The sequence below is a fragment of the Actinoplanes utahensis genome, assembly GCF_016862455.1.
GTDB lineage: Bacteria > Actinomycetota > Actinomycetes > Mycobacteriales > Micromonosporaceae > Actinoplanes > Actinoplanes utahensis.
The window spans coordinates 82,684-107,761 of sequence record NZ_BOMZ01000030.1; the positions used below are offsets into that span (position 1 = coordinate 82,684).

Genomic DNA, 25,078 nt, shown 5'->3' on the forward strand with positions numbered 1-25,078 from the left:
AAAATGGCGCCGTGATCCTGCACGCGGACCTGGACTCGTTCTACGCGTCGGTCGAGCAGCGCGACGATCCCGCGCTGCGCGGCCGGCCGGTCCTGGTCGGCGGCGGGGTGGTGCTCGCCGCCTCCTACGAGGCGAAGGCATGCGGGGTGCGGACCCCGATGAGTCTCTCCCGGGCCCGCGCGCTGTGCCCGCAGGCCGTCGTGGTCCCGCCCCGGATGCATGCCTACACGGCGGCCAGCCGGGCCGTCTTCGACGTCTTCCACGACATCACACCGATCGTCGAGCCGCTCTCCATCGACGAGGCGTTCCTCGACGTCGAGGGTCTCCGCCGGATCAGCGGCACCCCGGAGCGGATCGCCCGGCGGCTGCGCGCCGAGGTACGCTCCCGGACCGGGCTGCCGATCACCGTCGGGGTGGCGCCCACCAAGTTCCTGGCCAAGGTGGCGAGCGGCGCCGGCAAGCCGGACGGGCTGCTGATCGTGCCGCCCGGCGGCGAGCTGGAGTTCCTGCACCCCCTGCCGGTGGAGAGACTGTGGGGCGTCGGCCCGGTCACCGCCGCCAAGCTGCGCGAGCAGCGGATCCACACCGTCGGGCACGTCGCCCGGGTCGGTGAGGCCGCGCTGATCGCCCTGCTCGGCGGCAACGCGGGCCGGCATCTGCACGCGCTCGCGCACAACCACGACCCGCGCCGGGTCCAGACCGGCCGGCGGCGCGGGTCGATCGGGGCGCAGTGCGCGCTCGGCCGCTCCGCCGACCGGAGCCCGGAGGAGGTCGAGGCGGTGCTCGGCGCCCTGGTCGACCGGGTCACCAACCGGATGCGCCGGGCCCACCGGGCCGGGCGCACGGTCACGGTGCGGTTGCGGTTCGCCGACTTCAGCCGGGCCACCCGGTCCCGCAGCCTGCTCACACCGACACTGCAGACCGGCGCGGTGCTGCGCCTCGCCACCGAGCTGCTACGAGAGACCTGGCCGCTGATCTCGGTGCGCGGCCTGACCCTGATCGGCGTCGCGGTCAGCAACCTCGACGGCGAGGGGGCGGTGCAGCTGGAGCTGCCGCTCGAGGAGCCGCGCGCCGACGGGCTGGACGCCGCCGTCGACCGGGTGCGTGACCGGTTCGGCTCGGGCGCGCTGCGCCGGGCCGCGATGATCGGCCGGGAGCTGCACCCGTCCGTCCCGCTCCTGCCCGACTGAGGCAGACCGCTCGCGCGCGCCGCACCGCGATGATCGGCCGGGAGCCGCACCCGTCCCGCCTACCCGATGCTCGGGCGCGCCGCGACGGCCGTCGAGGAACATCGGAACGGGAACCGGCGCTAGTGATGATCTTGGAGAGCGGCACTCCAGTGCGAGGGCTAGGAGCGACTACTCGAGCCGGTCGAGTGGACGGCCCTGGATTCTGGCTGCCGACTCGGGATCGATTGCCTCGAGGACGTGGGCTGGCCGGGGCCGCACGATCGTCGGAAGGTCGCCGGCGGCCCGCTGCGCGTGCTCAGTGTGGGCTTGCTCGATCGCGTCCGGGTAGGCCTGGGCTTTCTCGTACGCGACGAGTGCCCGGTAGATGCGGTGAGTTCGGCGGCGTCGCGGCCGCCACCCCGCCCGCCCTTACCGGGCTGCTCGCGGGAGTACGCGCCAGCATCGGCGCCTACGTCAGCGGCCTCGACGAGAACCAGCAGGCAGTGCTGCAGGGTTACTGGCAGGCTGCTGCGACCGGATACGCCGACGCGCTGGCCGATCTGGCCACCCGGCGGCACTGACGAGGCGAGAAGGCATACTCACCCTGGCCGGAGCCGATGCGCTACGCGGTGAGAACCACTCGTGGTGGCAGCCGGTTGACCAGCATTGCTTTGCTTCGGGGCTGGAAGCTCCCACCAGGCCAGAAAAAGCCGGTCCCCGGCCCGACCGGCCGGACGACCTTTCCGGGGTGTGCTCGCGTCTGGCGGACCACCAGACCGTGCCGTGGCCTCACCCAGCGGCGTAGACCTCGAACGTGATACCGAACCGCTCGCCGAACGCGTGCAGAGCGGCCGGTTCACCGAAGACGTACCGCCCAGGCAGGGGCTCACCGTCGATGTCGATCAAAGCCCACCGCTTCGGTACGGCCGATGCAGTGAACGCGTCCATGTTCTCGAAGAAGGGCATCTGGTCGAGGTAGTCGCCGCCGCGGTGCTCGACCGTCCACTCGACCAGCTCGCCGTTGAGACGGAACCGCAGCACGTCGTAACCCTTCGCCGACTCGACGATTTCGACGTCGGCGACCGTGACCAGGCCGTCGGTGCACGCGGTCAGTTCCTCGAACGCCCCCTCGTAGCCGGAGACCAGGTCGTCGACGTCGTCACTGTGCACCTCGAAGCCGACCTGCAGGTCGATCAGCACACCGACCGCCACCTCGGCCTCCTTGGCACCGCCGCCGTACTCCGACAGCGGACGATCCGACCAGGCCGACAGGACCGCGGCTTTCTCGGCGCTCACCAGCCGCAGGGCGATCGCGCTGTCGACGACATCGCGCACGGTAGGTTCGGTGGTCACGGCACCTCCGGATCGGGCCCGTAAGACGATCACCGCACCCTACAACCGCAGGCCGCACGCGGCTGTCCCGCCGAACGGCGCATCCTGCGGCTCGACGCCCTCGTCGGCGATGGGGAAACGACCTCACGGAAATATCCGCACTGGCCGGCCTGTTGTCAGAGAGATACCCCCCGGGGGTATTTCGGATGGACCGCCGATCGGACAAGAGGACGCAGCCATGTCACGTACCGCACCGACGACCGCTCCAGAGGCCGAGGGACGGGCCGGTGGCCGCCTCGGCCTGGCCCTGCTCGTGATCGCGACGGCGCAGCTGATGATGGTGCTGGACGACACCGTCGCCAACGTGGCGCTACCGAGCATCCAGGCGCAGTTCGACATGTCGGAGTCGGCGCTGCCGTGGGTGATCAACGCCTATGTGCTGGCGTTCGGCGGTCTGCTGCTGTTCGGCGGCCGGGTCGGCGACCTCTACGGCCGCCTGCGGGTGCTGCGCCTCGGCCTGATCGTCTTCACCGCCGCGTCGCTGGCCGGCGGGCTCGCGCCCACCGGCGAGCTGCTGATCGCCGCCCGCGGCATCCAGGGCATCGGCGCGGCGCTGGTCGCCCCGAACGCGCTCGCCCTGATCGCCACCACGTTCCCGGCGGGCACCCCACGCAACAAGGCGATGGCCGTCTACGGCGCCATGTCCGCCCTCGGCATCACCGGCGGCGTCCTGCTCGGCGGGCTGCTGACCGGTGCACTGAGCTGGCGGTGGGTCCTACTGATCAACATCCCGATCGGCATCGCCGTACTCGCGGGCACCCGCATCCTCGTCGCCGGCGAGCGGCACACCGGCCGCCTCGACACCCTCGGCGCCGTCACCGGCACCGCCGGGTTCACCGCCCTGGCCTACGGCTTCACCCGCGCCGGCGAGCACGGCTGGACCGACCCGATCACACTGACCGCCTTCGCCGCCGCCGTCGCGGCCCTGGTGCTGTTCGTGGTGCGGCAGGCGCGCGGCCGCAACCCGCTGCTGCCGCTGCGGCTGCCGGCCGACCGCAACCGCTCCGGCGCCTACCTCACCGTGCTGTTCATCGGCGCCGGCCTGATGGGCACCTTCTACCTCGCCACCCTGTTCATGCAGCAGGTCCTGCAGTTCGGCCCGCTGCAGGCCGGGGCCGCCGCGCTGCCGTTCGGCGTCGGTATCATCCTGGCCTCCGGCGTGGCGTCCAAGCTCGTCGAGAAGCTGCCACCGCGGGCGATCACCGTCACCGGCCTGCTGATCGCGGCCGCCGGCATGTTCTGGCTGTCCGCCCTGGACGCGAACGCCGGCTACTGGACCGACCTGATGGCGCCGCTGTTCCTCACCTCCGCCGGCCTGGGCCTGGCGTTCGTGCCGATGACTCTCACCGTCGTGCACGACGTCGACCCGCGGGAGACCGGCGTGGCCTCCGCGCTGATGAACACCGCCCAGCAGATCGGCGCGGCCATCGGCCTGGCCCTCCTGACCACCATCTCCGCCACGGCCGCCGCCACCCGGCTGCCCGACGCCGCCACCGCGCTGCGCACCGGACTCGCCGACGGCAACGCAGACCTGGTCGCCCACGCGGAGCAGGCCCTGAGCCACGGCTACACCACCGCCTACCTCGCCGCCGCCGTCCTGCCGGTCGCCGCCGCCGTGCTCGTGGCCGTCACCGTCACCACCCGCACCCAGCAGAGATCCCCGGCCGCAGCCGACACCCACGCCGGGTGAACACCCCTTGTCGAATCACGACCGGGTAGGCGACGGACAGGCTCTCGACCAGGCCGAACAGCTACCCGCCGTGCTCGCACGAGAAGCGCGACGCTCGAACCCTCAGACCAAGATCACCGCTGGCGCCGGCTGCCGTTCCCATGTTCCTCGAGCGCCGCGACGGTCGGCCGGGAGCCGTACCCGTCCGTCCCGCTCCTGCCGGGCTGAGGCAGACTGCTCGGTGTGCGGAAGATCTATGTAGTCGGTATCGGCGCGGGCGACCCGGACCATCTCACCCTGCAGGCGGCCAAGGCGATCGGCCGGACCAACGTGTTCTTCCTGCTGGACAAGGGCGAGGCCAAGGCGAGCCTGGTCGAGCTGCGGGAACGGCTGATCAAGCATTACGGGCACCCGCACAAGCGGATCGTCGAGGGCCGCGACCCCGACCGGGATCGCACCCCCGCCGACTACACCGGCACGGTCGCCGACTGGCGGCACCGCCGCTCCCTGGTGCTGGAGGAGCTGATCACCGAGCACCTCGGGGACGCCGAGATCGGCTCGATCCTGGTGTGGGGTGACCCGTCGCTCTACGACTCGACCATCGCCATCCTGGAGGAGATCCTGGAGCGCGGGGCCGTCGACTTCGAGTTCGAGGTCGTCCCCGGGATCAGCAGCGTCTCCGCGCTCGCCGCCAAGCATCGGGTCGGGCTCAACCGGGTGGGGCAGCCGTTCCAGATCACCACCGGGCGGCGGCTCGCCGAAGGCTGGCCCGAGGGTGTCGACGACGTGGTGGTGATGCTCGACGCCCAGCACGCCTTCACGAAGCATCCGGAGGCGGACATCTACTGGGGCGCCTACGTCAGCACACCGGACGAGCTGCTCGCCTGCGGGCCGGTCGCCGAGGTGGCCGACGAGATCGTGGCGACCCGGACCGAGGCGCGGGAACGCCACGGCTGGATCATGGACACGTACCTGCTCCGCCGCAACCGCTGAAAGTCAGCGCGCCCGGAACACCCAGGCTGAAGGTCTCACATGTCGTTGAACGGGGCGGCGTAGGTGAACTCCCCGCGCAGCGACGGATGGTGAGCGGTGAGCGGGCGGGCCTGGAAGTGCGGGGCCCACTGCGGCACCGGCGGCTCGATGCCGTGCTCGGCGGCGAGCCGGAACCCGAACCGCTGGTAGTACGCCGGGTCGCCGAGCAGCACCACCAGCGGCTCGTCCAGGGCGTCGGCGGCGCCGAGCACCGCGTGCATCAGCGCCGCGCCGATCCCGCGTTTCTGATGATCCGGCCGCACGCTGAGCGGGCCCAGCCCGAGAGCCGGCGCCCGGCCGACGTGACCGCGGGTGCACACCACGTGCCCGGTCACCTCACCGGCGTCCACGGCGACCAGCGAGAGGGCCGGCAGCCAGCCCGGATCCGCGCGCAGGGCGTCCACCAGCCCGGCCTCGGCCGGGCGGCCGAACGCGGCCAGGGTCACCGCGCGGATGCCCGCCACGTCCTCCGCCGTCTCCCGCCTGACGATCATCAGCTGTCCTCCAGGTCGCCCTCGGTCTCCAGGTAGAGCTGCCGCAGCGCGTCCAGGGTCTCCGGGTCGGGCTGCTCCCACAGGTTACGGTCGGCGGCTTCGAGGAGACGCTCGGCGATGCCGTGCAGCGCCCACGGGTTCGACTGGCGCATGAACTTCTGGTTCTCGTCGTCGAGCACGTAACTCGCGGCGAGCTGCTCGTACATCCAGTCGGTGACGACACCGGCCGTCGCGTCGTACCCGAAGAGGTAGTCGACGGTGGCGGCCAGCTCGAAGGCGCCCTTGTAGCCGTGCCGCCGCATCGCGGCGATCCAGCGCGGGTTCACCACCCGGGCCCGGAAGATGCGTGCGGTCTCCTCGGTCAGGCTGCGGGTCCGCGCCTGGTCCGGGTTGGTGGAGTCGCCGATGTACGCCGCCGGCGCGCGACCGGTCAGCGCACGCACCGTCGCGATCATGCCGCCGTGGTACTGGAAGTAGTCGTCGGAGTCGGCGATGTCGTGTTCGCGGGTGTCGATGTTCTTCGCGGCCACGTCGATCCGCCGGTACGCGTTCTCCATGTCCTCCCGGGCCGGCACGCCGTCCAGATCCCGGCCGTACGCGAATCCGCCCCACACCGCGTACACCTCGGCCAGGTCGGCGTCGTCCCGCCAGTTCCGGCTGTCGATCAGCGGCAGGATGCCGGCCCCGTACGCCCCCGGCCGGGACCCGAAGATCCGCGTGGTCGCCCGCCGCCAGTCCCCGTGCGCGCCCTGGTCGCGCAGCGCGTGCTCGCGCACGTGGTTGTCCGGCTCGTCCAGCTCCGCGACCATCCGGAAGGCGTCGTCGAGCATCGCCACCACGTGCGGGAACGCGTCCCGGAAGAACCCGGAGATGCGGACCGTCACGTCGATGCGCGGCCGGCCCAGTTCCGCCGCCGGGATCGGCTCCAGCCCGGTGACCCGCCGCGACGCCGGATCCCAGATCGGCCGCACGCCGATCAGCGCCAGGATCTCGGCGATGTCGTCGCCGGCGGTCCGCATCGCGCTGGTGCCCCAGGCGGAGAGGCCGACCGATTTCGGCCAGTCGCCGTAGTCGGCCCGGTAGCGGTCGAGCAGCGAGTCGGCCATCGCCTGGCCGGTCTCCCAGGCGAGCTGGCTGGGGATGGCCTTGGGGTCGACGGAGTAGAAGTTGCGGCCGGTCGGCAGCACGTTGATCAGGCCGCGCAGGGGGGAGCCGCTGGGCCCGGCCGGAACGTAACCGCCGTCGAGCGCGTGCAGCACGTTGGTCAGTTCGTCGGTGGTCTTCGCGAGGCGGGGCACGACCTCGGTCGCGGCGAAGGAGAGGACACGCCGCACCTCCTCGTTGTCCGAGATGCCGGACACGTCCTCCGGCCAGCCCGCCTCCTCCATCGCGGTGACCAGCGCGCGCGCCTCGGCCTCCACCGCGTCGGTCGCGGCGGTCGACGCGTCCTCGGGCAGGCCCAGCGCCTCCCGCAGACCGGGCAGCGCGGCCACCTTCCCCGCCCACATCTGCCGCGCCCGCAGCATCGCGAGCACCAGGTTGATCCGGGCCTCCCCGGTCGGGGCCGCGCCGAGCACGTGCAGACCGTCACGGATCTGCACGTCCTTGACCTCACACAGCCATCCGTCGATGTGCATGATGAAGTCGTCGAACTCTTCGTCGTCCGGCCGGTTCTGCCGGCCCAGGTCGTGGTCCATCTTGGCGGCCTGGATCAGGGTCCAGATCTGCGCCCGGATCGCCGGCAGCTTCGCCGGGTCCAGCGCCGCGATGTTGGCGTGCTCGTCGAGCAGCTGCTCCAGGCGGGCGATGTCGCCGTACGACTCGGCCCGGGCCATCGGCGGGATCAGATGATCGACCAGGGTGGCGTGCGCCCGCCGTTTCGCCTGGGTGCCCTCACCCGGGTCGTTGACCAGGAACGGGTAGATCAGCGGCAGGTCGCCGAGGGCCGCGTCGGTGCCGTCCGAGGCGGACATGCCCACGTTCTTGCCGGGCAGCCACTCCAGGTTGCCGTGCTTGCCGACGTGCACCACCGCGTGCGCGCCGAACTCGTCGGCCACCCAGCGGTAGGCGGCCAGGTAGTGGTGGCTCGGCGGCAGGTCGGGATCGTGGTAGATGGCCACCGGGTTGGCGCCGAACCCGCGCGGCGGCTGCACCATCACCACGATGTTCTCGTCCCGCAGTGCCGCCAGCACGATGTCGTCGCCGTCGGTGTAGAGCTCGCCGGGCGGAGCGCCCCAGTGCCGCTCGACGCGCTCCCGGAAGTCCTCCGGCAGCGTGTCGAACCACTTCTCATACCGAGATGCCGGAATTCGTACCGGATTTCCGGACAGCTGCTCTTCAGTCAGCCAATCCGGGTCCTGCCCACCGGCAGCGATCAACGTGTGGATGAGCCCGTCACCGTCGTACTGATCGAAATTTCCGATCTTGTAGCCTTTTTCGCGAAGCGCGGCGAGCAGCGCGACCGTCGACGCCGGTGTGTCCAGACCGACCGCGTTCCCGATGCGCGCATGCTTCGTCGGGTAGGCCGACAGCATCAGCACGATCTTCCGCTCCCCGGGCGGGACGTGCCGCAACCGGGCATGCGCGACAGCGATCCCGGCGACCCGGGCAGCCCGCTCGGGGTCCGCCACATAGACCGACAGCCCGTCCGGGTCGATCTCCTTGAACGAGAACGGCACCGTGATGATCCGCCCGTCGAACTCGGGGATCGCCACCTGCGTCGCCGCGTCGAGGGGGGTCAGGCCGTCGTCGCTGGCCTCCCACGCCGCGCGTGAGCTGGTCAGGCACAGCCCCTGCAGGATCGGCACGTCCAGGTCGGCGAGCACCCCGACGTCCCACGCCTCGTCGTCGCCGCCCGCGGACGCCGTGGCCGGTCTGGTGCCGCCGGCCGCCAGCACCGTCACCACCAGGGCGTCCGCCGTGCGCAGCTCGGCCAGCAGCTCCGGCGTGGCGGTCCGCAGCGACGCCGTGTAGATCGGCAGCGGCCGCGCGCCCTTCGCCTCGATCGCCTGGCAGAGCGCCTCGACGAACGCGGTGTTCCCGGCCATGTGGTGGGCGCGGTAGTAGAGCACCGCCACGGTCGCCGGGCCCGTTCCGTCGCTCGCCGTACGCGGCAGGATCCCCCACTGCGGAGCCTCCACGGGCGGGGCGAACCCGTTGCCGGTCAGCAGCACCGTGTCGGAGAGGAAGTCGTGCAGCGACGCCAGGTTCTCCGCGCCGCCCTGCGCCAGGTAGGTGTGCGCATCCGCGGCCACGCCCGCCGGAACGGTGGAGAGCTTCATCAACTCCGCGTCCGGCGCCTGCTCACCGCCCAGCACCACCACCGGCACACTGCCCGCGAGCAGCGTGTCCAGGCCCTCCTCCCAGGCCCGGCGCCCACCGAGGATGCGCACCACGACGAGATCGACGCCGTCGAGGAGATCCGGAAGATCGGCGGCGCCGGTCCGCGCCGGGTTGGCCAGGCGCCAGGCCGAACCGCTGGCCCGGGCACTGAGCAGGTCGGTGTCGGATGTCGACAGCAGCAGGAACACGCGCGCACTCCCCTCGGGGTCCGCGCCCCGGGTAGTCGGATGTCACAGCGACCGGAGTTCCTGACTCCCAGGGATCATCCCTGGTCACAGTGGCGGGACCGCGCCGGTTTCACACCGGCTTCCTCCGCGGCGTCGCCGCTCGTGGACCCATAACCTTTCCGAACCCCGTATCCGCCGTCAAGGCGGGACGCCCGCTGTGACGCTCCCGACCCGAAGGTGAGTTCCTGTCGGGGGGTCGCCGTAGTATCCGGGCCATGTCTCCCCGCCGATCCTCCGACACGGACGCCTGCCCCGGCGCGCTGCGGCTGCACGCCGCGGCCGACGGCATGCTGGCCCGGGTTCGGCTGCCCGGTGGGATGTCGTCCGGGGCCCAGCTGCGCGCGCTGCGCGAGCTCGCCGAGGAGTTCGGCGACGGCCGTCTGGAGTTGACCTCCCGGGCCAATCTCCAGATCAGAGGCTTGCAACCGGCCGACGCCCCAGCTTTGGCGGCCCGCTTGCGCGACGCCGGTCTGCTGCCTTCCCCGACCCACGACAATGTACGGAACATCGCCGCCCCGCCCCTCCTCGGACCGTCGCTCCGCGCTCTGGTGACCGAGCTGGACCTCGCCATCCGGAACGACCCGGACCTGCCCCGTCTCCCCGGCAAGTTCCTCTTCGCGATCGGGCACGTCCCGCTCGCCGCCGACCTGGCCGCTGTCCCCACCCCCGCGGGACCGTTCGCGATCAGGTTCGCCGGGCACGACACCGGGGTGCGGGCGGAGTCCGGGCGGGTGGCGCCGGTGCTGATCGCGGCCGCGCACGCGTTCCTGGCGGAGCGGGAGGCGCAACGGGGTGACGGGCCCGCGGCGTGGCGGCTGCGGGAGCTCGCCGACGGGCCGGCCCGCGTCTCGGCACGGCTGGTGGCGGCGCTCGGGTGCGTGACCGTTCCGGTGGAGACGGCGGTTCCGGCCGGCGCGCCGGAGCCGGCTGACCTGATCGGCCCGCTGCCGCAGGACGACGGGCTCACCGCGGTCGCCGCGCTGGTGCCGTTGGGCAGGCTCGACGGCGTACAGGTGAGGGTCCTGGAACAAGCCGACCACCTCGTGGTGACGCCCTGGCGCGGGGTGGTCGTGCCTGATCTCCCGCCGGAGGCGGCCGGAGCGTGGACGGCTCGCCTGGCCGCCATCGATCTCGCCGTGGAGCCCGGCTCACCGTGGACCGGCGTGACCGCCTGCGCCGGCCGCCCCGGCTGCGCGAAATCCCTGGCCGACGTGCGTGCCGACGCCGCCGCCGCGGCCCGCTTCGTCGACGGTCTCCCGGTTCACTGGGCCGGCTGCGCCCGCGCCTGCGGCAGCCCCACCGGCCGCCACGTCCGCGCCGAGGCCACCCCCGACGGCTACCTGATCACCCGCTTCCCCGCCACCGGCAGCGATCCCGCCCGGCTCGTCCCCGCTCCCGCCCGGCCGTCCACGCGGACCGTCCAGCCGCCCGCGCAGGCCGCCCGGCCGTCCGGAGAGCCGGACCGGGATGCGCCGGCGCGGACGCCCTCGCGAGCCGGCGCGATCGAGGAACCGGGTGACGCCGCCGTCCCTCGACAGGTCGACGGCGACGACGTGGACAGCGGCGCCGGGGTGGCGGAGGCGTCGACGTGGAATCCGCGGGCGCACAGGATCGGCGGAGGCGGGTCCGGCGCGGCCGGACCGGGGACGCACGTGCTGGCGGACGTGGTGGCAGTGGCGAGGAGGCCCTGAGCATATGGAGTACGTGCGCGACGGCGCGGAGATCTACCGGCGGTCGTTCGCCACGATCCGGGCCGAGGCGGACCTGTCGGGGCTGCCGGAGGATGTGTCCCGGGTGGTGGTCCGGATGATCCACGCCTGCGGGATGGTGGATCTGGTGGAGGATGTCCGGTTCAGTCCGGGAGTGGTCACCGCGGCACGCAAGGCGCTGCTCGGCGGGGCGCCGATCCTCTGCGACGCGGAGATGGTCGCGTCCGGGGTGACGCGGACCCGGCTGCCCGCGGCCAACGACGTGATCTGCACCTTGCGGGATCCGGCGGTTCCGGCGCTGGCGGCGGAGATCGGCAACACTCGCAGCGCGGCCGCTCTGGATCTGTGGGGTGACCGGCTCGGTGGTTCGGTGGTGGCGATCGGCAACGCGCCGACGGCCCTGTTCCGACTGCTGGAGATGGTCCAGGCCGGTGCGCCGAAACCGGCCGCGGTGCTCGGGATCCCGGTCGGGTTCATCGGCGCAGCCGAATCCAAGGAGGCCCTGGCGGAGTCCGGCCTGGAATACCTGATCGTGCGCGGCCGCCGGGGCGGCAGCGCCATCACAGCGGCCGCGGTGAACGCGCTCGCCTCGGAAGCGGAATAGGCCGGAACGGAAAAAGGCATGACGAACGACGTACCCAGCACCGACACCACGGCCGTCCGGCCACCGGGCACACCCGGGAACACCGGCCCGGCCACCGCGCACGGCGGCGAACCCGGCGCGCTCCCGGACGCCGCGCCGGTCGCCGGAGCGGACGGCGAGCCGGGTGCCGGAGCAGACGGCGAGCCGGGTGCCGGAGCAGACGGCGAGCCGGGTGCCGGAGCAGACGGCGAGCCGGGTGCGGGCCGGCGGGCCGGGCGGTTGTTCGGGGTCGGGCTGGGGCCCGGCGATCCGGAGCTGGTGACGGTCAAGGCGGCCCGGCTCATCGGGGCGGCTGACGTGGTCGCGTACCACTCGGCGCGGCACGGACGCAGCAACGCGCGGGCGATCGCGGCCGGATATCTGCGCCCCGGGCAGATCGAGGAGGCGCTGGTCTACCCCGTGACGACCGAGACCACCGATCATCCGGGCGGGTATCAGGGCGCGATCGACGAGTTCTACACCGAGTCGGCGGAACGGCTCGCGGCGCATCTCGACGCCGGGCGGGACGTGGTGGTGCTCGCCGAGGGCGACCCGTTCTTCTACGGCTCCTACATGCACATGCACAAACGGCTCGCCGACCGATACGAGGCGACCGTGGTCCCCGGCGTCACCTCGGTCAGCGCGGCGTCGGCCGTCCTCGGGCGGCCGCTGATGGAGCGTGACGAGGTCCTGACCGTCCTTCCCGGAACCCTGGAGCCCGAAGACCTGGCCGCACGCCTGGCAGCCACCGACTCGGCGGCCGTCATGAAGCTGGGCCGCACCTTCGAGGGCGTGAAGGAGGCGCTCGAGGAGGCGGGCCGGCTCGACGATGCCTGGTACGTCGAACGGGCCACCACCGACCGGGAACGCTCCGGTCCGCTGCGTGACGTCGACCCGGCGACGGTGCCGTACTTCTCCCTCGCCCTGCTCCCCAGCCCGGCCGCCACGGCCTTCTCCGCCGCCCGCACGAACCGCATCGCAACCGGCACGCCCTTCGCCGGCCCCCTCGCGACAGCCGGGAACGACTCGGTCCCCGCCGACGGGAACGACTCGCTCCCGGGAGCGGGGAACGGCTCGGCCGCGGTAGCGGGAGACGGCTCGATTCCGGCGGCACGGAACGGCTCGGCCGAAACGACGGCCTCGCCCGCGGCGACGACTTCCACCGAAGCCACGGCATCAGCGGGGACGACACCATCCGCGGGGGCTGTTGGCTCCGCCGAGACGATGGCCTTGGCAGGGGCATCGGACTCCGCCGAGACGATGGGCTCGGCTGGGGCGATTGGCTCCGCTGGAGCGGTCGGCTCGGTTGGGGCTGTCGGCTCGGCTGGGACGTGGGTAACGGCTGACAGCGGGCTGATCAACCTGGAGGGCGCGGGCTCTGCGGCGCCGGCCGGGCTCGCGGGCGACGAGCGGCGGAAGACCGGTGGGGTGACCGTTGTCGGGCTCGGGCCGGGCGCGCGGCACTGGGTGACCCCCGAGGCGCAGGAGGCGCTGGCCGCCGCGGACGACCTGATCGGTTACGGGCCCTATGTCGACCGGGTGCCGCCCAACCCGCGGCAGCGCCGGCACCCGTCCGACAACCGGGTGGAGGCGGAGCGGGCCGCGTTCGCGCTGGACCTGGCCAAACGGGGCCGCCGCGTGGTGGTGGTGTCGTCCGGTGATCCGGGGGTCTTCGCGATGGCGGCGGCGGTGCTGGAGACGGCGGAGGACCCGCAGTGGCGTGACGTGCCGGTCCGGATCGTCCCGGGGCTGACGGCGGCGCAGGCGGTGGCGAGCCGGGCGGGTGCGCCGCTCGGGCACGACTTCTGCATCCTGTCGCTGTCCGACCGGCTCAAGCCGTGGTCGGTCATCGAGTCCCGGCTGGCGGCGGCGGCCTCCGCCGACCTGGTGATCGCCGTCTACAACCCGGCGTCGAAGACCCGCCGCGAACAGCTGGTCCGTGCGCTGGAGGTGTTGCGGGCCCATCGCGGCCCGAGCACCCCGGTGGTGGTCGGGCGGGATGTCGGCGGCCCGGCCGAGAGCGTGCGGATCACCACCCTGGCCGCCCTCGACCCGGCCACCGTGGACATGCGCTGCCTGCTGATCATCGGCTCGTCCCAGACCCGGGCGGTCACCCGCGGCGACGGCACCACCGCCGTCTTCACGCCACGCCACTACCCCGGCTGACACTCCGGCGCGGCGACGAGTCGCGTTCCGGGCACAAGGCGCGGCCGCACTGTGTTGCCCGGCCACAGCCCATGGCCAGGGCACAGCCCATGGCGCGAAAAGGGCCGGACGCGGCACGGCGCGAGGGACTGTCCGCACAGCGGCGGATCTTGCCCGGCTGGTTCTCACTGTCGTCTCCGGCCGGTTGAGACGGCAGTGAGAACCAGCCGGGGCTTTCGGCCGGTCGCCAGGGCTGTCTTACCGGCGGTCCGGGGCGGGCGGGGATGCGAGGCGCGGGGCGGGGGTGGCCTGGGAGTGACAGCGATCGGCTGGATGGGGCGTACTGAAAGGCATGTCCGGGGGTTGCTCCTCGGAGGCAACCACACTGCATCGATGCGGCACTGACCGTTGCCGGGAAGCAACCGATGGGAGGGGTCCGAACACCTGAACCGATGTGAAGGGCTGACCTCCGTGAGTACTGCTCGCACCTGCGCGGCGATCCTGGCCTCTTCGCTCGTGCTCGCTCTCGCCGCTCCGGCTTCGGCAGCGGCGACGACGACAACGGCGGCGGCCGGGTCCGCCGCCTCCCCCACCGCCACGATCCAGCCGATGAACGGCTTCCCGCCGATCGCCGTGCCGGCCGCGGCGACGGCGACCCTGCAGTCGCGTCTCGCGGCCGTGCAGGCTGCCAAGACCATCAACTACTACCCGTCGAACGCCGGCTGGTCGGCGATGTGGACCGGGTTCGACGCGGCCCGGCTGGACGCGGATATGGCCAAGGCGGCGGCGCTCGGCGCGGACAACGTACGGATGATCGTCTTCCCGCAGGCTTTCGGTTTTCCGACGCCGAAGCCGGAGTACGCCGAGCGTTTCCGTAAGTTCGTCAGCACCGCCGACGCGCACGGCCTGACCGTCAAGGTGACGTTGTTCGACTGGTGGGCCGGGTACGCCGACACCGCGGGCAGCGCGGCCTGGGCCCGGGCGGTGCTGGAGCCGTACGCGACCGACCCGCGGATCCTGTCGGTGGAGCTGAAGAACGAGTTCCAGTCGTCCGACCCGGCCGCGGTGGCCTGGGTGCGGGAGCTGATCCCGGCGGTCCGTGCGGCTCTGCCGGAGATGCCGTTGACCCTGTCGGTGGACGGGCAGAGCGGCGCGGCCGGTCTGGCCCGGATCAAGGAGTCGCTGGCCGACCGCCCGCTCGACTACTACGACTTCCACTTCTACGGGAACTCGGAGCGGGCGCTCGCCGAGATCCACCAGGCGCAGGCCGCGGTCGCCCCGGCTCCGCTGGTGATCGGTGAGACCGGGTTGAGCACGTCGGCCGGCAGTGAGGGCGACCAGGCGGCGTACCTGGCCCGGGTGTTCCGGGCGGCCGGTGAGGCCGGGGTACGTTCGGTGGCGCCGTGGACGCTCTACGACTTCGCGGCGGGCGCCATCCCGGCGAACTCGGCGGTGTCGAAGGCTCCGGCGCAGTACCGGTTCGGCCTGTTCAAGGCGGACGGGACGGCGAAGGCGTCGGCGTCGGTGGTACGGACCGCGTGGACCGGCGAGACCTTGGCCGAGGAGGTTCTGGACCTGGGTTTCGAGGCGAGCCGGGCCAGTTCGCCGTGGCGGGCGTACCGGCCGGAGCTCGGCGTGGCGATGCGTTCGCGCGACGCCCGGACCGGGACGTTCGCGGCGCGGTTCACCGGCACCGGGCGCGGTGAGACCGCCATGCCGTCGATCCGTACCTCGCCGGTGACGCCGGTCCGCGGCGGCCAGACCTGGCACGCCGCGGCGTGGGCCCGCGGGACCGCCGTGACCGGGGTGAACGAGGTGTCGCTGAGCTGGTTCGACATCAACGACCGCTGGCTGGGGCAGCACACGTCGGTGCGGGTGGCCGAGGGGACCAGCGGATGGACGCGGCTGACCGTGGACGCGGTCGCCCCGGCCGGGGCGACCAGCGTCCAGCTTCACCTGAAGTCGGGTGACAACACCGGGACGGTCTGGTTCGACGACGTGTCGCTGTCGGTGGAGCGGCCCTGAGGGAACCCGATCCGGTGCAGGAGGCGGGCGTAGGCGTCGACCGTCCGCTCCCAGGACGACGGGTCGGCGTGCCGCCGTCCGGCCAGGCCGGCGGCACGCACGATGCCCTCCCGCAGTTCGCCGGGTTCGCCGGCCGGCACGAAGACGGTGCCGCTGTACTGTTCGGCGGCCTCGACCAGGCCGCCGACGGCGGTGACGACGACGGGCAGGCCGTGGCTCATCGCGATGTGCAGCGGCCCGCTCGCCGAACTGCGGCGGTACGGCAGGACCACCACGTCGGCCCGCGCGAAGAACTCGTTGACCTCGGCGTCGGCGACGTACCGGTTGACGAACTCGATCCGGTCCCGCACCGGCGAGCCGGCGATCATCCCGCCCGGCAGGGTCCAGCCCTCCCAGGTCTCCCCGACGACGGTCAGGTGGTACTGCGGTCCGAGGTCGGCGAACGCGGCGATCAGATCCTCGAGACCCTTGTACGGCCGGATCGTCCCGAAGAACAGCAGCCGGCAGACGTCGTCGCCCGGCTCGCGCACCGGCCGGTCCGGCAGATGGTGGTCGAACGGCCCGTGCAGGGCCACCTCGGCCGGGACCTCGCCCAGCCCGTACGCCTCGTCGAGCGCCGCCCGGTCGAACCGGGAGTGCACCACCACCCCGTCGGTACGGTTCAGCAGCGGCCGGATGCACCTGCGCACATATCGTGCCGCCCACTGGTGCCGGGCCTCCCCGGTGTCCTGGACCTCGTGGAACTCGACGATCACCCGGATCCCGAGCCGCCGGGCGGCGAGCGCCAGCAGCAGGTACGAGTGCAGCACCGCCCCGGTCCACCACTGCAGCACCAGCACGTCCGGCCGGAACCGGCGCAGGAACCGCACGGCCCGGAACAGGCTGGGCACCGCCCACCAGTCGACGCCGTCGAAGACCCGTACCCCCTCGGTGTAGGTCAGGTCGGACAGACGGTGGCCGACCCGCTCCCGCCCGGGGTAGAGCCGGGCCGGCAGCAGCCGGCGCATCAGGATCGTGCCGACCGGGAACCGTTCGGCGAGCGCGTTGCTGAGCCGGCAGGTGTAATAGCTGATCCCGGACAGGAAGTGCCAGCCGGATCCGACGACCAGGATCCGGGGGAACTCAGCGGGCGGCGGCGATGCAGGCACGGTAGACCTCCTCGATCTGGGGGACGACGCGGGCCGCGGTGAAGTCGAGGCCACGCTGCTGACCGTTGGCGCGCAGACCCGCGGCAAGGTCACGGTCGGTGAGCACGCGCAGCATCGCGGCGTGCAGGGCGCCCGCGTCGCCGGGCGGCACGAGCAGGCCGTCGACGCCGTCCTCGCCGACCACGTCCAGCAGGCCGCCGGAGGCGGACGCGATCAACGGAGCGCCGGCCAGCATGGCTTCCACCGCGACCTGGCCCATGCCTTCGAGCAGGGACGGGACCACCCCGGCGGCGGCGTGCCGCCAGGCGGACATCACCTGCGGATGCGGCACATCGGTACGCACGGTCACGCCCTCCGGGATCGGCGGGGTGTCGTGACGCTGGGTGCCGATGCAGACCAGGTCGGGCACGGTGTCGGGGCCGGGCCAGTCGGCGCGCAGCTTCTCGTACGCGTCGAACAGCACGTCGATCCCCTTGTGCGGGCCGAGCTGCCCGACGAACAGCAGGTACGGCCGGTCCGGCAGCCAGGACGGCCGCGGGGTGGCCCGGGCCAGCTCGTCGAGGCCGTCCGGCACCAGGCTGGAGATCACCCGTACCGGCAGCTCCCCCGGCAGCCGGGCCAGATTCAACGCCGACGCCACCGAGCGGGAGATCGCGGTGAGGCAGTCGATGCCACGGTGCCGCTGCGCCCGCAGACCGGCGGTGAGCAGGGCGGACTTCGGCGTCCCGTACTGTTCGGAGGCGCACGGCACGCACCGCCCCAGACTCGGGCCGTCGTCACAGCGCCGCCCCTGGCGAGCGAACGTCTTGCGCACACAGGTCAGCCCGAAATCGTGGGCGGTGTGCACGTGCGGCAGCCCGAGCGGCCCGGAGTGCAGCGGCAGATAGCTGTACATCAGCCAGTCGTGGCTGTGCACCAGGTCGAACGTGTTCGCCCGCAGCACGGCGGCGATCGCGGCGGTGGCCAGCGGATCGGCCATCGTCGGATGGAACGGCTTGCGCGGATCCCGGTTCATCCCCGGGAGCAGGGTGTTCGCGACGCTGCGGACGCGGATCACCCGTACCCCGTTGATCACTTCGTCGTCCGGCGACGCCGGTGTCGCCAGGGTGAGAACGGTGATCTCGTGCCCCCGGCGCACCATCATCTCGCCGCTGGTGGCGATGCTGCGCTCCAGGCCGCCGATCACCGGCGCGTAGAGATTGGACAGATGCAGGACCCTCATGCGTCCCTCCCGGCAGGCCGCTCGCTCACGGTTCGCTTCCCCGATTCCTGTGGTACGTCCCTCGCGCGCGCCATTCCCCGCGCCTCACCTCTGCCTCGGCCGGTCGTGGCTGCTGTCGCGACCTCACCTCTGCCTCGGCCGGTCGTGGCTGCTGCCTCGACCTCGCCGGGACAGTCCGGAGAGCCGGCCGGAACCGGCCGCCCGTCCGCCACCACACCCACACCCCGACCGGCCGCCACGGCTGCCTCAGAACCGCCGCGACAACCCTCAGAACCAGCCGGAACCGGCCGCCCGTCCGCCACCACACCCACACCTCGACCGGCCGCCACGGCTGCCTCAGAACCGCCGAGACAGCCCTCAGGACCAGCCGGATGTCTGCGGCGGGTGGCCACGAACACGGCGACGAGCAGGGCGGCGGCGGTCTGGCCGGTCAGCCAGGCGACGCCCGCGCCGGTCACTCCGGAACCGGGCAGCAACATCCAGGCCAGCGCCAGGCAGGTACCGGCGCGGACCAGGTTGAGCCGGCGGCACCGGCGGAACCGGCCCTGCGAACGCCAGTGCGCCACAGCCAGGTTCACCACCGCGTCCGGGAGGGCGGCGAGCACCAGGATCTGGAGCAGAGGCCCGGCCGCCACGGCGTAGCCCGGGCTGAACAGGGCCAGGATCCGGTCACCGGCGAACAGCAGCACGGCCGTGGGCGCGCCGACGACGGCCAGCACCACGGCGGCGGCGCGGGCGACGCTGACGGCGGCGGCGTTGGTGCGCTCGGCATAGAGCGCCGACGCCACCGCCGGCGAGACCATGAACAGCATCGACGCGGTCATCCACGCCAGGTAGAAGTGGGCGTTCGCGTCGGCGCCGAGCCGGGCGGTGACCAGCACCGGCAGCAGCGCGGCCGGCCCGGCCTGGGTCAGATTGATCAGGTGATGCCCGGTGACCGCCGCCCCGAGGTGCGGCAGTTCCGCCCGGAGCCCGGCCACCCAGCCCCGCATCCGGGAACCGGCTCCCTCGCCGGCGTGCCGAAGGTGACCGGAGGGCGCGGGGCGCCGGTGGCCGGAGGTCATGGGCCGAAGGTCACCCGAAGGCGTGCGCCGGAGGCCGCCGGAAGGCGCGGGCCGGAGGGGGCCGGAAGGCGTGCTCCGAAGGTCGCCGGAAGGCTCGGGCCGGAGGTGGCGGACGGCGGTGGCGATGGTGATCAGGCTGATCAGGAGGGTGGGGAGGACGTAGGAGAGCAGAACGGCCCCGGCACCGTGGAGACCGGCGGCCAGGACCGTGAACAGGGTGATGATCTTGCCGAGGGCCACCGCGAGGTTGCGGATCAGCATGCCGCGACCGGCGCGGTGGGCGACGTAGAGGTTGTCCAGCAGGGTGGTCAGCGTGACCGCGACCGCCGCGGCCGTCAGCGCCGGCGGGCCGCCGGAACCGGTCAGGAAGGCGAAGTTGCCGGAGAACAGCGGTACGGCCAGGGCGGCGGCGGTCGCGGTGGCCGTGGTGGTGACCGAGGCGAGCAGCAGGCCGGAACCGACGATCCGGGACCAGGTGGCGGTGTCGCTGCCGGGCAGCCGCTGGATGAACATGTGCCCGGCGCCCAGGTTCGCGATCATGCTGACCGCGGTGGCCGCGGAGATCACGGCGGTCGCGGTTCCGATCCGTTCCGGAGGTACGGCCCTCGCCGCCAGCATCCAGTAGAGGTAACCGAGGCCGCCGTTGGTCACCGTGGTCGCCATGATCAGCAGACTGTTGCGGGCCAGCGAGTCCCGGGAGAGCCGCCGGACGGCCCCGATCAGCACGCCGCCCTCCGCACACCCGCCGCAGGAGCAGGACGGGCGATCGAGCCCGCTGCCCCGGCCGGGACGGCGCCGGCGATGCGGCCCGGCACAGCGGGCGGGACGGTCACGGCGGCGCCGCGAGGGCGAGCGATCGAACCCGCCGCCCCGGCCGGGACGGCGCCGGCGATGCGGCCCGGCACAGCGGGCGGGACGGTCAGGGCGGCGCCGCGGGCGTAGAAACCGGTGCTGGTGGCGCCGATGCTGATGTCGACGGCGTGGAGGCAGCCGTCGGCGGGCAGGGCGGGGACGTAGACGCCGACCGAGCGGACGGTCTCGGCGGTGACGGTCAGCGGCTTGGTGGTGACCACCCGGCCGCCGACACGCAACCGCAGAGCCGCGGTGACGTCGTCGAGGCCGGCGCTGGCGACCCGGACCGGGACGACCAGGCCGCTGCGCGGGACGGTGACCGGGCGGTCGATGTCGGCGGCCCAGCCGTTGAGGGCGACGCTCAGGTAACCGGGTTCGGCGGGACTCGGCATGGTCAGGTAGGCGCGTACCGCCACCGTTCCGACGGCCACCGCCAGGACGACGGGGACCGCCACGGCCACCGTCGTCCGGACGTATCCGGGCTCCGGTGCGGCGGATTCGGCGTACCGGGAAGGGGGATCGTCGGTGGTGGGCGGGTGGCCGTACCCCGAAGCGGGGTTCTCGTCGGTGGCGGACGGACCGGTGGCTGACGGGCCGGAGTCGGGCCGGTCGGTGGCGGACGGGCCGCCGTCGGGCTGGTCGGTGGGGGAACCGGAACCGTTGCGCTGGGCCGGGAGGCTCGCCGGAGTGGGCGCGCGGCGCGCGGCGAGGCGTTCCCGGACGACGGCGGCCGTGCCGAGCAGTGTCGTCAGCACCGCGCAGGCGACGACCAGCGGGACCGGCCGCACCGGCTGGCCCGCCGCGTGCAGCAGCACCGCCAGCAGGGGCAGCGTGACCAGCCCGGCGGACGCGGCGAGCCCGGCCCGGAGGGTGAGGAGCGGCGAACCGGGGGACGGTGAGCCGGTGGAGGGCGGGGACGGGGAGGTCAGGGCACGGGTCCAGAGGACGCCGATGGCCAGGAGGGCGGTCAGGCAGAGGGGGACGGCGAGCCAGGGACGCCCCGCGGCCGGGAGGAGGGCGCCGAGGCAGAGGTACGCGAGTAGCAGTAGCCGGTACGTCATCGCGCCCCCATGTGGACGGTCTGGCCGAGGCTGTCGAAGTCGAAGCGGTAGATCGCGATGTGCGGCCCGTCATAGACCTTGATCAGCCAGGGCAGGGTGTCGAACTTGGTCAACTGGGCGCTGGTGAAGCCGGGTTCGCCGGTGTGCGGGATCGGCTCGTTGTTCTCGAAATAGATCTTGATCTCGGGGACCTGTTCGGCCATCCGGCGGTCCACCACGAGGTACTGGAAACGCCAGTCGCGAAGCTGGGCCAGCAGCGCGGCGGGCATCGGCTCGCCGGGGTCGGCCAGGTAGAGGTGATAGGCGGGGAAGCTCTCCGAGCCGGTTGCCGGCTCCTGTTCCCCGTAGGACCCGAAGATCAGCCCGGAGTACCGGTCGGCGACCAGCCGGGCTCCCCGGCCGTGCGTCTCGCGCAGCCACTCCGACGCGGCCAGGACCTCGGGGGTGGCGGCCCGGGTGTCCGAGCCGAAGACCGGCGGGCCGGGGAACCGGTAGGACGGGTTCATCCCGGCGGCCGTGTTGCCGACCATGACCAGACCGCATCCGGCGAGCAGAAGCGCACCGGAACCGCTGATCGGGCGGCGCGCGCGGTCCAGTAGTGCGATGATCAACGGAGCGACGGCCACGGCGATGCCGAGGTAGCTGAACGCCCAGGACCGGCGTGCGCCCTCCGCCCCGGACGGGGTGAGGATGAGCAGCGTCGCCGGGAAGTACAGGGCGCCGATCAGCAGCATCGCGGCGGAGACCGCCTTGGCGAACGGTTCGGTGGAGCCGCGGCGCTGCCACCACAGGATCGCGGCGCCGGCCGCCGCGAGGGCGGCGCAGCACGGCGCGGCGAACGCGGCGTACTGCTCCCACCAGGGGGCGACCGACTGGCTGAACAGGGTCCGGCCGCCGGAGCCGCCGCCGGCCAGGCCGCTGAACTGGCCGAGGGCCCGCCCCAGGTACGGCTCGAGGTACTTGCCGGTCCGCGGGGAGACGGCGGCCATCCACAGGGCGACCGACAGGCCGGACACCGCGGTCAGCGCCCAGGCGGTCCGGGCCGGGACCTTGACGATCGTGCAGGTGATCGCGACCAGGCCGAGCATGCCGGTGAGCCAGATCGCGGTCAGGTGGTGGGTCGCCACGATGGCCACGGTGAGCAGCACGAACAGCCACGACCAGCCGACCCGGCCGCCCTTGATCGCGCGGAGCGCGGCGACCAGCGCCCACACCAGCAGGCCGATGGCGAGGGACTCGTAGCCGAGTTGGGTGTCGAAGTAGAGGTACGAGCTGTTCAGGCTGTAGACGACGGCGGCCGCGGCGGCGACCCGGGCGTCCGGCCAGATCTGCCCGGCCAGCGCGGCCACCCCGAGGGTGAGCAGCACGTGCGCGCAGACCAGCACGAACACGGCGGCGTGCCAGACGGTGACGCCGGTGAGGGTGGCCAGCGAGGCGACGCAGGCGTGCAGGCCGGGGTAGTCGCCGATGACCCGGACGATCGGGTTCTGCTGGAAGAGCACGCCGTCGAGGAGGATGTCGTTGGCCTGGCCCCAGTGGGCGTACTCGTCGTGGTAGAGCGGCCCGGCCGGGTTGCGCAGCAGTTTCGGCAGGTAGGTGAAGCAGGCGTAGCCGATCAGGACGGCGAGCCGCAGCCGGGCGCTCGATCCGCGCCGGACCGCCCACCAGACCGCGGGCAGGCTGAAGACGAGCATGCCCGCCCAGAACCAGGTGAAGGCGCCGTCCTGTCCCCATTCGGCGCGCCGGTAGGCGATGACCAGGGCGGCGGCGCCGGCCCCGGCGGCGATCGTGAGACTGGCCGCGGCCGCGGCCGGGGCGAACCGGGCACGGATGACCGGCCCGGATTCGCGTCCGTCCCGCCGCCCGACTGTGTGACTGGCCGTAGCAGCGATCATCGAGCGACGGCCCCCACCGGGGTCGTACGATGGGCCACCGCGGCGTAGATGTTGCGGGTCGCGCCGACGACGTCGTCCCAGGTCGGCAGGATCGCCGGCCGGGTGCGCCCGGCCGCGGCGGCGGCTTCGAGCGCGGCCGCGAGCGCCGTCTCGTCCTCCGGGTCGGCGAACCGTAGCCACGCGCTGTCCCCGGCGAGCCCGGCGACCTCCCGGTGGGCCGGGATCGGGGTGGCGACGGTGGGCAGCCCGGCGGCCAGGGCGTCGGCGACGGACATGCCGAAGGCCTCGTGCGCGGAGGCGGAGACGGCAGCCGACGCCTGCGCGACACAGGACTCGAAGGCGGCGTCGTCGAGACGGCCGTGGAAGACCACCCGCCCGGCCAGCCCGAGGCCGGCGGCGAGCTGGCGCAGCCGGTCGGCGGACGGGCCGGTGCCGACCACGTCGAGGCGGTGTTCGGGCCCGAGCCGGGTCATCGCCCGGATCACCCGGTCGACACGTTTGTACTGTTCGAGCCGCCCGACGCAGAGGATCCGGCGGGTCTTCCCGGTGGCCGGGCGGCGGGTCGCCGCCGGGCGCGGGTCGGTGCCGTTGGGGATCACCACGGCCCGGCTGCCGACCTCCGGGAAGTCACGGAGCACCAGTTCCCGCTCGGCCGAGGTGACGCAGACGACGGCGGAGGCGCGGTTCATGACGGCGCGGCCGAGCGGCCGGTAGAGCGGGTGCAGCGCGGCCCGGAACCGGGTGTGGCCGGTCCCGTGGTAGTGCGGCGTGAACACCAGCGGCGACCGGTTGCCCAGGGCGGCGCAGAGTGCGGCGAGGGCGTGGTAGCTGTGGGCGTGCAGGACGTCGTACTCGCCGGCGTGGGCACGCAGCCAGCGCCAGAGCGGCACGGACAGCCGGTAGTTGCCGGCCGGGACGGTGAGCGGGAACCGGCGTACCACCACGCCGTCGATGTTCTCCACCGACTGGACGCTGTGCTGGGTGATCACCTCGACGTCGTCGCCGGCGGCGACGAGCCCGGCGCACAGGCGTTTGACGTGGGTCTCCACCCCGCCGATGTCGGGGTGGTAGGCGTTCGAGACGACACCGATCCTCATCGCGCGGCACGCTCCGCGACACGGGCGGTTCGGGTCCGGCGCGGCCATTCGCGGGCGATGGTGCGCAGCACCCGCATCCCGTCGGTGAACGCGTTGAGGTTGCTGACCCCGTGGATCCGGTTGTGCTCGAAGCTCGGCACCTCGGTGATCTTCAGTTCGGCCCGGGCGGCGCGCAGGTTGAGCAGGGTCTCGATCTCGAACCCGTCGCCCCACAGCCGGCCGTCCGTGTTGTCCGGCGCCGGGGACGTGCTGTCCAGGTCGAACACGTCGAGGCAGTGCGCCCAGAAGGCGTTGTACCCGTAGCAGAGGTCGCTGTACCGGGTCCGGAACATCACGTTGACCAGCATGCTGAGGCACTTGTTGCCGGCCCGCCGCAGCCGGGTGATGTCGGCGCTGCCGCCGGTCGCCTGGAAGCGGGAGCCCTTGGCGAAGTCGGCGCCCTCGCGCAGCGCTTCGACGAAACGCGGGATCTCCATCGGGTCGGTCGACCCGTCGGCGTCGATCATCACGATGATGTCACCGGTCGCCTCGGCGAACCCGCAGGCCAGGGCGTTGCCTTTGCCCTTGCGGTTCTGCCGGACAACGCGGATGTCGGGCCGCAGCCGCCGGGCCACCGCGACGGTGTCGTCGGTGGACCCGCCGTCGACCAGGACGATCTCGTCGACCTGCGGGAGCCGGGCGAAGACGTGCGGAAGGTTCTTGGCCTCGTTCAGGGCCGGGACGATGACGCTGATCCGGGGCTCCGGGTCGGCGTTCCCCTCCGGGGCCTCGGTGATGTCCGGAACACCGGGGATGTTGATGTCGATGACGACGCCGGTCTCGCCGGGGAGCACACGGTCGACCGTGGGCATATGTTTCTCCGATCGGGCAGGGTGGAGTCGGCCCGGGCCGGGCCGGAGTTCGGGAAGCGGGA

General features: G+C 72.9%; 18 protein-coding genes and 1 riboswitch. Of the genes, 8 read left to right on the plus strand and 10 right to left on the minus strand.

The features are described from left to right. The first annotated feature begins 11 nt into the window (after positions 1–11). Together dinB and Aut01nite_RS09935 are read left to right on the plus strand one after the other, a co-directional pair. Positions 12–1,190 carry a DNA polymerase IV gene (dinB, locus tag Aut01nite_RS09930; RefSeq protein ID WP_043523076.1) on the plus strand — a complete coding sequence of 393 codons (1,179 nt, stop codon included), beginning with the start codon at positions 12–14 and terminating at the stop codon, positions 1,188–1,190. A gap of 353 nt (positions 1,191–1,543) precedes the next feature. Beyond that, the gene (locus tag Aut01nite_RS09935; protein ID WP_043523077.1) at positions 1,544–1,750 is read left to right on the plus strand and encodes a hypothetical protein; all 207 of its coding nucleotides are present in this window, start codon (positions 1,544–1,546) and stop codon (positions 1,748–1,750) included. Positions 1,751–1,958: 208 nt separating this feature from the next. Here Aut01nite_RS09935 and Aut01nite_RS09940 read toward each other — a convergent pair whose 3' ends face one another. Then, positions 1,959–2,522: a hypothetical protein gene (locus tag Aut01nite_RS09940; RefSeq protein WP_043523078.1), complete on the minus strand. Its 564-nt coding sequence runs from the start codon at positions 2,520–2,522 to the stop codon at positions 1,959–1,961. Positions 2,523–2,739: 217 nt separating this feature from the next. Here Aut01nite_RS09940 and Aut01nite_RS09945 point away from each other — a divergent pair, with 217 nt between their 5' ends. Both Aut01nite_RS09945 and cobF read left to right on the plus strand, forming a co-directional pair. Continuing rightward, complete coding sequence (locus tag Aut01nite_RS09945; RefSeq protein ID WP_043523079.1) at positions 2,740–4,251, plus strand: MFS transporter; 1,512 nt, start codon at positions 2,740–2,742, stop codon at positions 4,249–4,251. Positions 4,252–4,473: 222 nt separating this feature from the next. After that, a complete protein-coding gene (gene cobF / locus Aut01nite_RS09950) occupies positions 4,474–5,223 on the plus strand; it encodes a precorrin-6A synthase (deacetylating) (protein ID WP_043523080.1) in 750 nt (249 codons plus the stop codon). A 35-nt stretch (positions 5,224–5,258) separates the two neighbouring features. Here cobF and Aut01nite_RS09955 read toward each other — a convergent pair whose 3' ends face one another. Both Aut01nite_RS09955 and cobN read right to left on the minus strand, forming a co-directional pair. Continuing rightward, positions 5,259–5,756, minus strand: a complete 498-nt coding sequence (locus Aut01nite_RS09955; protein ID WP_043523081.1) for a GNAT family N-acetyltransferase — start codon at positions 5,754–5,756, stop codon at positions 5,259–5,261. Continuing rightward, positions 5,756–9,286, minus strand: a complete 3,531-nt coding sequence (gene cobN, locus Aut01nite_RS09960; protein ID WP_043523083.1) for a cobaltochelatase subunit CobN — start codon at positions 9,284–9,286, stop codon at positions 5,756–5,758. The genes Aut01nite_RS09955 and cobN overlap by 1 nt, the downstream gene beginning before the upstream one ends. A gap of 52 nt (positions 9,287–9,338) precedes the next feature. Further along, positions 9,339–9,413: riboswitch (adenosylcobalamin (AdoCbl) riboswitch) on the minus strand. 127 nt (positions 9,414–9,540) lie between these two features. Here cobN and Aut01nite_RS09965 point away from each other — a divergent pair. The 4 genes from Aut01nite_RS09965 (at position 9,541) to Aut01nite_RS09980 (ending at position 15,826) form a co-directional block, all read left to right on the plus strand. Further along, the gene (locus Aut01nite_RS09965) at positions 9,541–11,016 is read left to right on the plus strand and encodes a ferredoxin-like domain-containing protein (RefSeq protein WP_063958715.1); all 1,476 of its coding nucleotides are present in this window, start codon (positions 9,541–9,543) and stop codon (positions 11,014–11,016) included. Positions 11,017–11,020: 4 nt separating this feature from the next. Then, positions 11,021–11,638, plus strand: a complete 618-nt coding sequence (locus Aut01nite_RS09970; protein ID WP_043523085.1) for a precorrin-8X methylmutase — start codon at positions 11,021–11,023, stop codon at positions 11,636–11,638. Between the two features lie 18 nt (positions 11,639–11,656). Then, positions 11,657–13,822 carry a precorrin-2 C(20)-methyltransferase gene (locus Aut01nite_RS09975; protein WP_239124598.1) on the plus strand — a complete coding sequence of 722 codons (2,166 nt, stop codon included), beginning with the start codon at positions 11,657–11,659 and terminating at the stop codon, positions 13,820–13,822. 450 nt (positions 13,823–14,272) lie between these two features. Continuing rightward, complete coding sequence (locus Aut01nite_RS09980) at positions 14,273–15,826, plus strand: cellulase family glycosylhydrolase (RefSeq protein WP_043523086.1); 1,554 nt, start codon at positions 14,273–14,275, stop codon at positions 15,824–15,826. Here the strand turns inward: Aut01nite_RS09980 and Aut01nite_RS09985 are convergent. The 7 genes from Aut01nite_RS09985 to Aut01nite_RS10020 are packed head-to-tail and all read right to left on the minus strand — an operon-like array spanning position 15,754 to position 25,016. Next, positions 15,754–16,974, minus strand: coding sequence for a glycosyltransferase (locus Aut01nite_RS09985; RefSeq protein ID WP_052163278.1), 1,221 nt, complete (start codon positions 16,972–16,974; stop codon positions 15,754–15,756). The two genes, Aut01nite_RS09980 and Aut01nite_RS09985, sit on opposite strands and share 73 nt — an antisense overlap. After that, a complete protein-coding gene (locus Aut01nite_RS09990) occupies positions 16,949–18,196 on the minus strand; it encodes a glycosyltransferase family 4 protein (RefSeq protein WP_204037492.1) in 1,248 nt (415 codons plus the stop codon). Before Aut01nite_RS09990 ends, Aut01nite_RS09985 begins: the two co-directional genes overlap by 26 nt. Then, complete coding sequence (locus Aut01nite_RS43350) at positions 18,193–19,986, minus strand: lipopolysaccharide biosynthesis protein (protein WP_236643065.1); 1,794 nt, start codon at positions 19,984–19,986, stop codon at positions 18,193–18,195. The genes Aut01nite_RS09990 and Aut01nite_RS43350 overlap by 4 nt, the downstream gene beginning before the upstream one ends. Next, complete coding sequence (locus Aut01nite_RS10005) at positions 19,980–21,173, minus strand: hypothetical protein (protein WP_204037494.1); 1,194 nt, start codon at positions 21,171–21,173, stop codon at positions 19,980–19,982. The genes Aut01nite_RS43350 and Aut01nite_RS10005 overlap by 7 nt, the downstream gene beginning before the upstream one ends. Further along, positions 21,170–23,068, minus strand: a complete 1,899-nt coding sequence (locus Aut01nite_RS10010) for a helix-turn-helix domain-containing protein (protein ID WP_043530625.1) — start codon at positions 23,066–23,068, stop codon at positions 21,170–21,172. The genes Aut01nite_RS10005 and Aut01nite_RS10010 overlap by 4 nt, the downstream gene beginning before the upstream one ends. Next, on the minus strand, positions 23,065–24,165 hold the full coding sequence (locus Aut01nite_RS10015; RefSeq protein WP_043530636.1) for a glycosyltransferase family 4 protein: 1,101 nt from the start codon (positions 24,163–24,165) through the stop codon (positions 23,065–23,067). Before Aut01nite_RS10015 ends, Aut01nite_RS10010 begins: the two co-directional genes overlap by 4 nt. Beyond that, on the minus strand, positions 24,162–25,016 hold the full coding sequence (locus Aut01nite_RS10020) for a glycosyltransferase family 2 protein (RefSeq protein ID WP_043530627.1): 855 nt from the start codon (positions 25,014–25,016) through the stop codon (positions 24,162–24,164). Before Aut01nite_RS10020 ends, Aut01nite_RS10015 begins: the two co-directional genes overlap by 4 nt. Positions 25,017–25,078 lie beyond the last annotated feature (62 nt).

Excerpts from the sequence above, each read along its gene's own strand:
- Aut01nite_RS09965 (WP_063958715.1), top strand. The coding sequence starts at position 9,541 with ATGTCTCCCCGCCGATCCTCCGACACGGACGCCTGCCCCGGCGCGCTG.
- Aut01nite_RS10020 (WP_043530627.1), bottom strand. The coding sequence starts at position 25,016 with ATGCCCACGGTCGACCGTGTGCTCCCCGGCGAGACCGGCGTCGTCATC.
- Aut01nite_RS10005 (WP_204037494.1), bottom strand. The coding sequence starts at position 21,173 with ATGACGTACCGGCTACTGCTACTCGCGTACCTCTGCCTCGGCGCCCTC.
- Aut01nite_RS09945 (WP_043523079.1), top strand. The coding sequence starts at position 2,740 with ATGTCACGTACCGCACCGACGACCGCTCCAGAGGCCGAGGGACGGGCC.
- Aut01nite_RS09975 (WP_239124598.1), top strand. The coding sequence starts at position 11,657 with ATGACGAACGACGTACCCAGCACCGACACCACGGCCGTCCGGCCACCG.
- Aut01nite_RS09955 (WP_043523081.1), bottom strand. The coding sequence starts at position 5,756 with ATGATCGTCAGGCGGGAGACGGCGGAGGACGTGGCGGGCATCCGCGCG.
- Aut01nite_RS09970 (WP_043523085.1), top strand. The coding sequence starts at position 11,021 with ATGGAGTACGTGCGCGACGGCGCGGAGATCTACCGGCGGTCGTTCGCC.
- Aut01nite_RS10015 (WP_043530636.1), bottom strand. The coding sequence starts at position 24,165 with ATGAGGATCGGTGTCGTCTCGAACGCCTACCACCCCGACATCGGCGGG.
- Aut01nite_RS09990 (WP_204037492.1), bottom strand. The coding sequence starts at position 18,196 with ATGAGGGTCCTGCATCTGTCCAATCTCTACGCGCCGGTGATCGGCGGC.
- Aut01nite_RS10010 (WP_043530625.1), bottom strand. The coding sequence starts at position 23,068 with ATGATCGCTGCTACGGCCAGTCACACAGTCGGGCGGCGGGACGGACGC.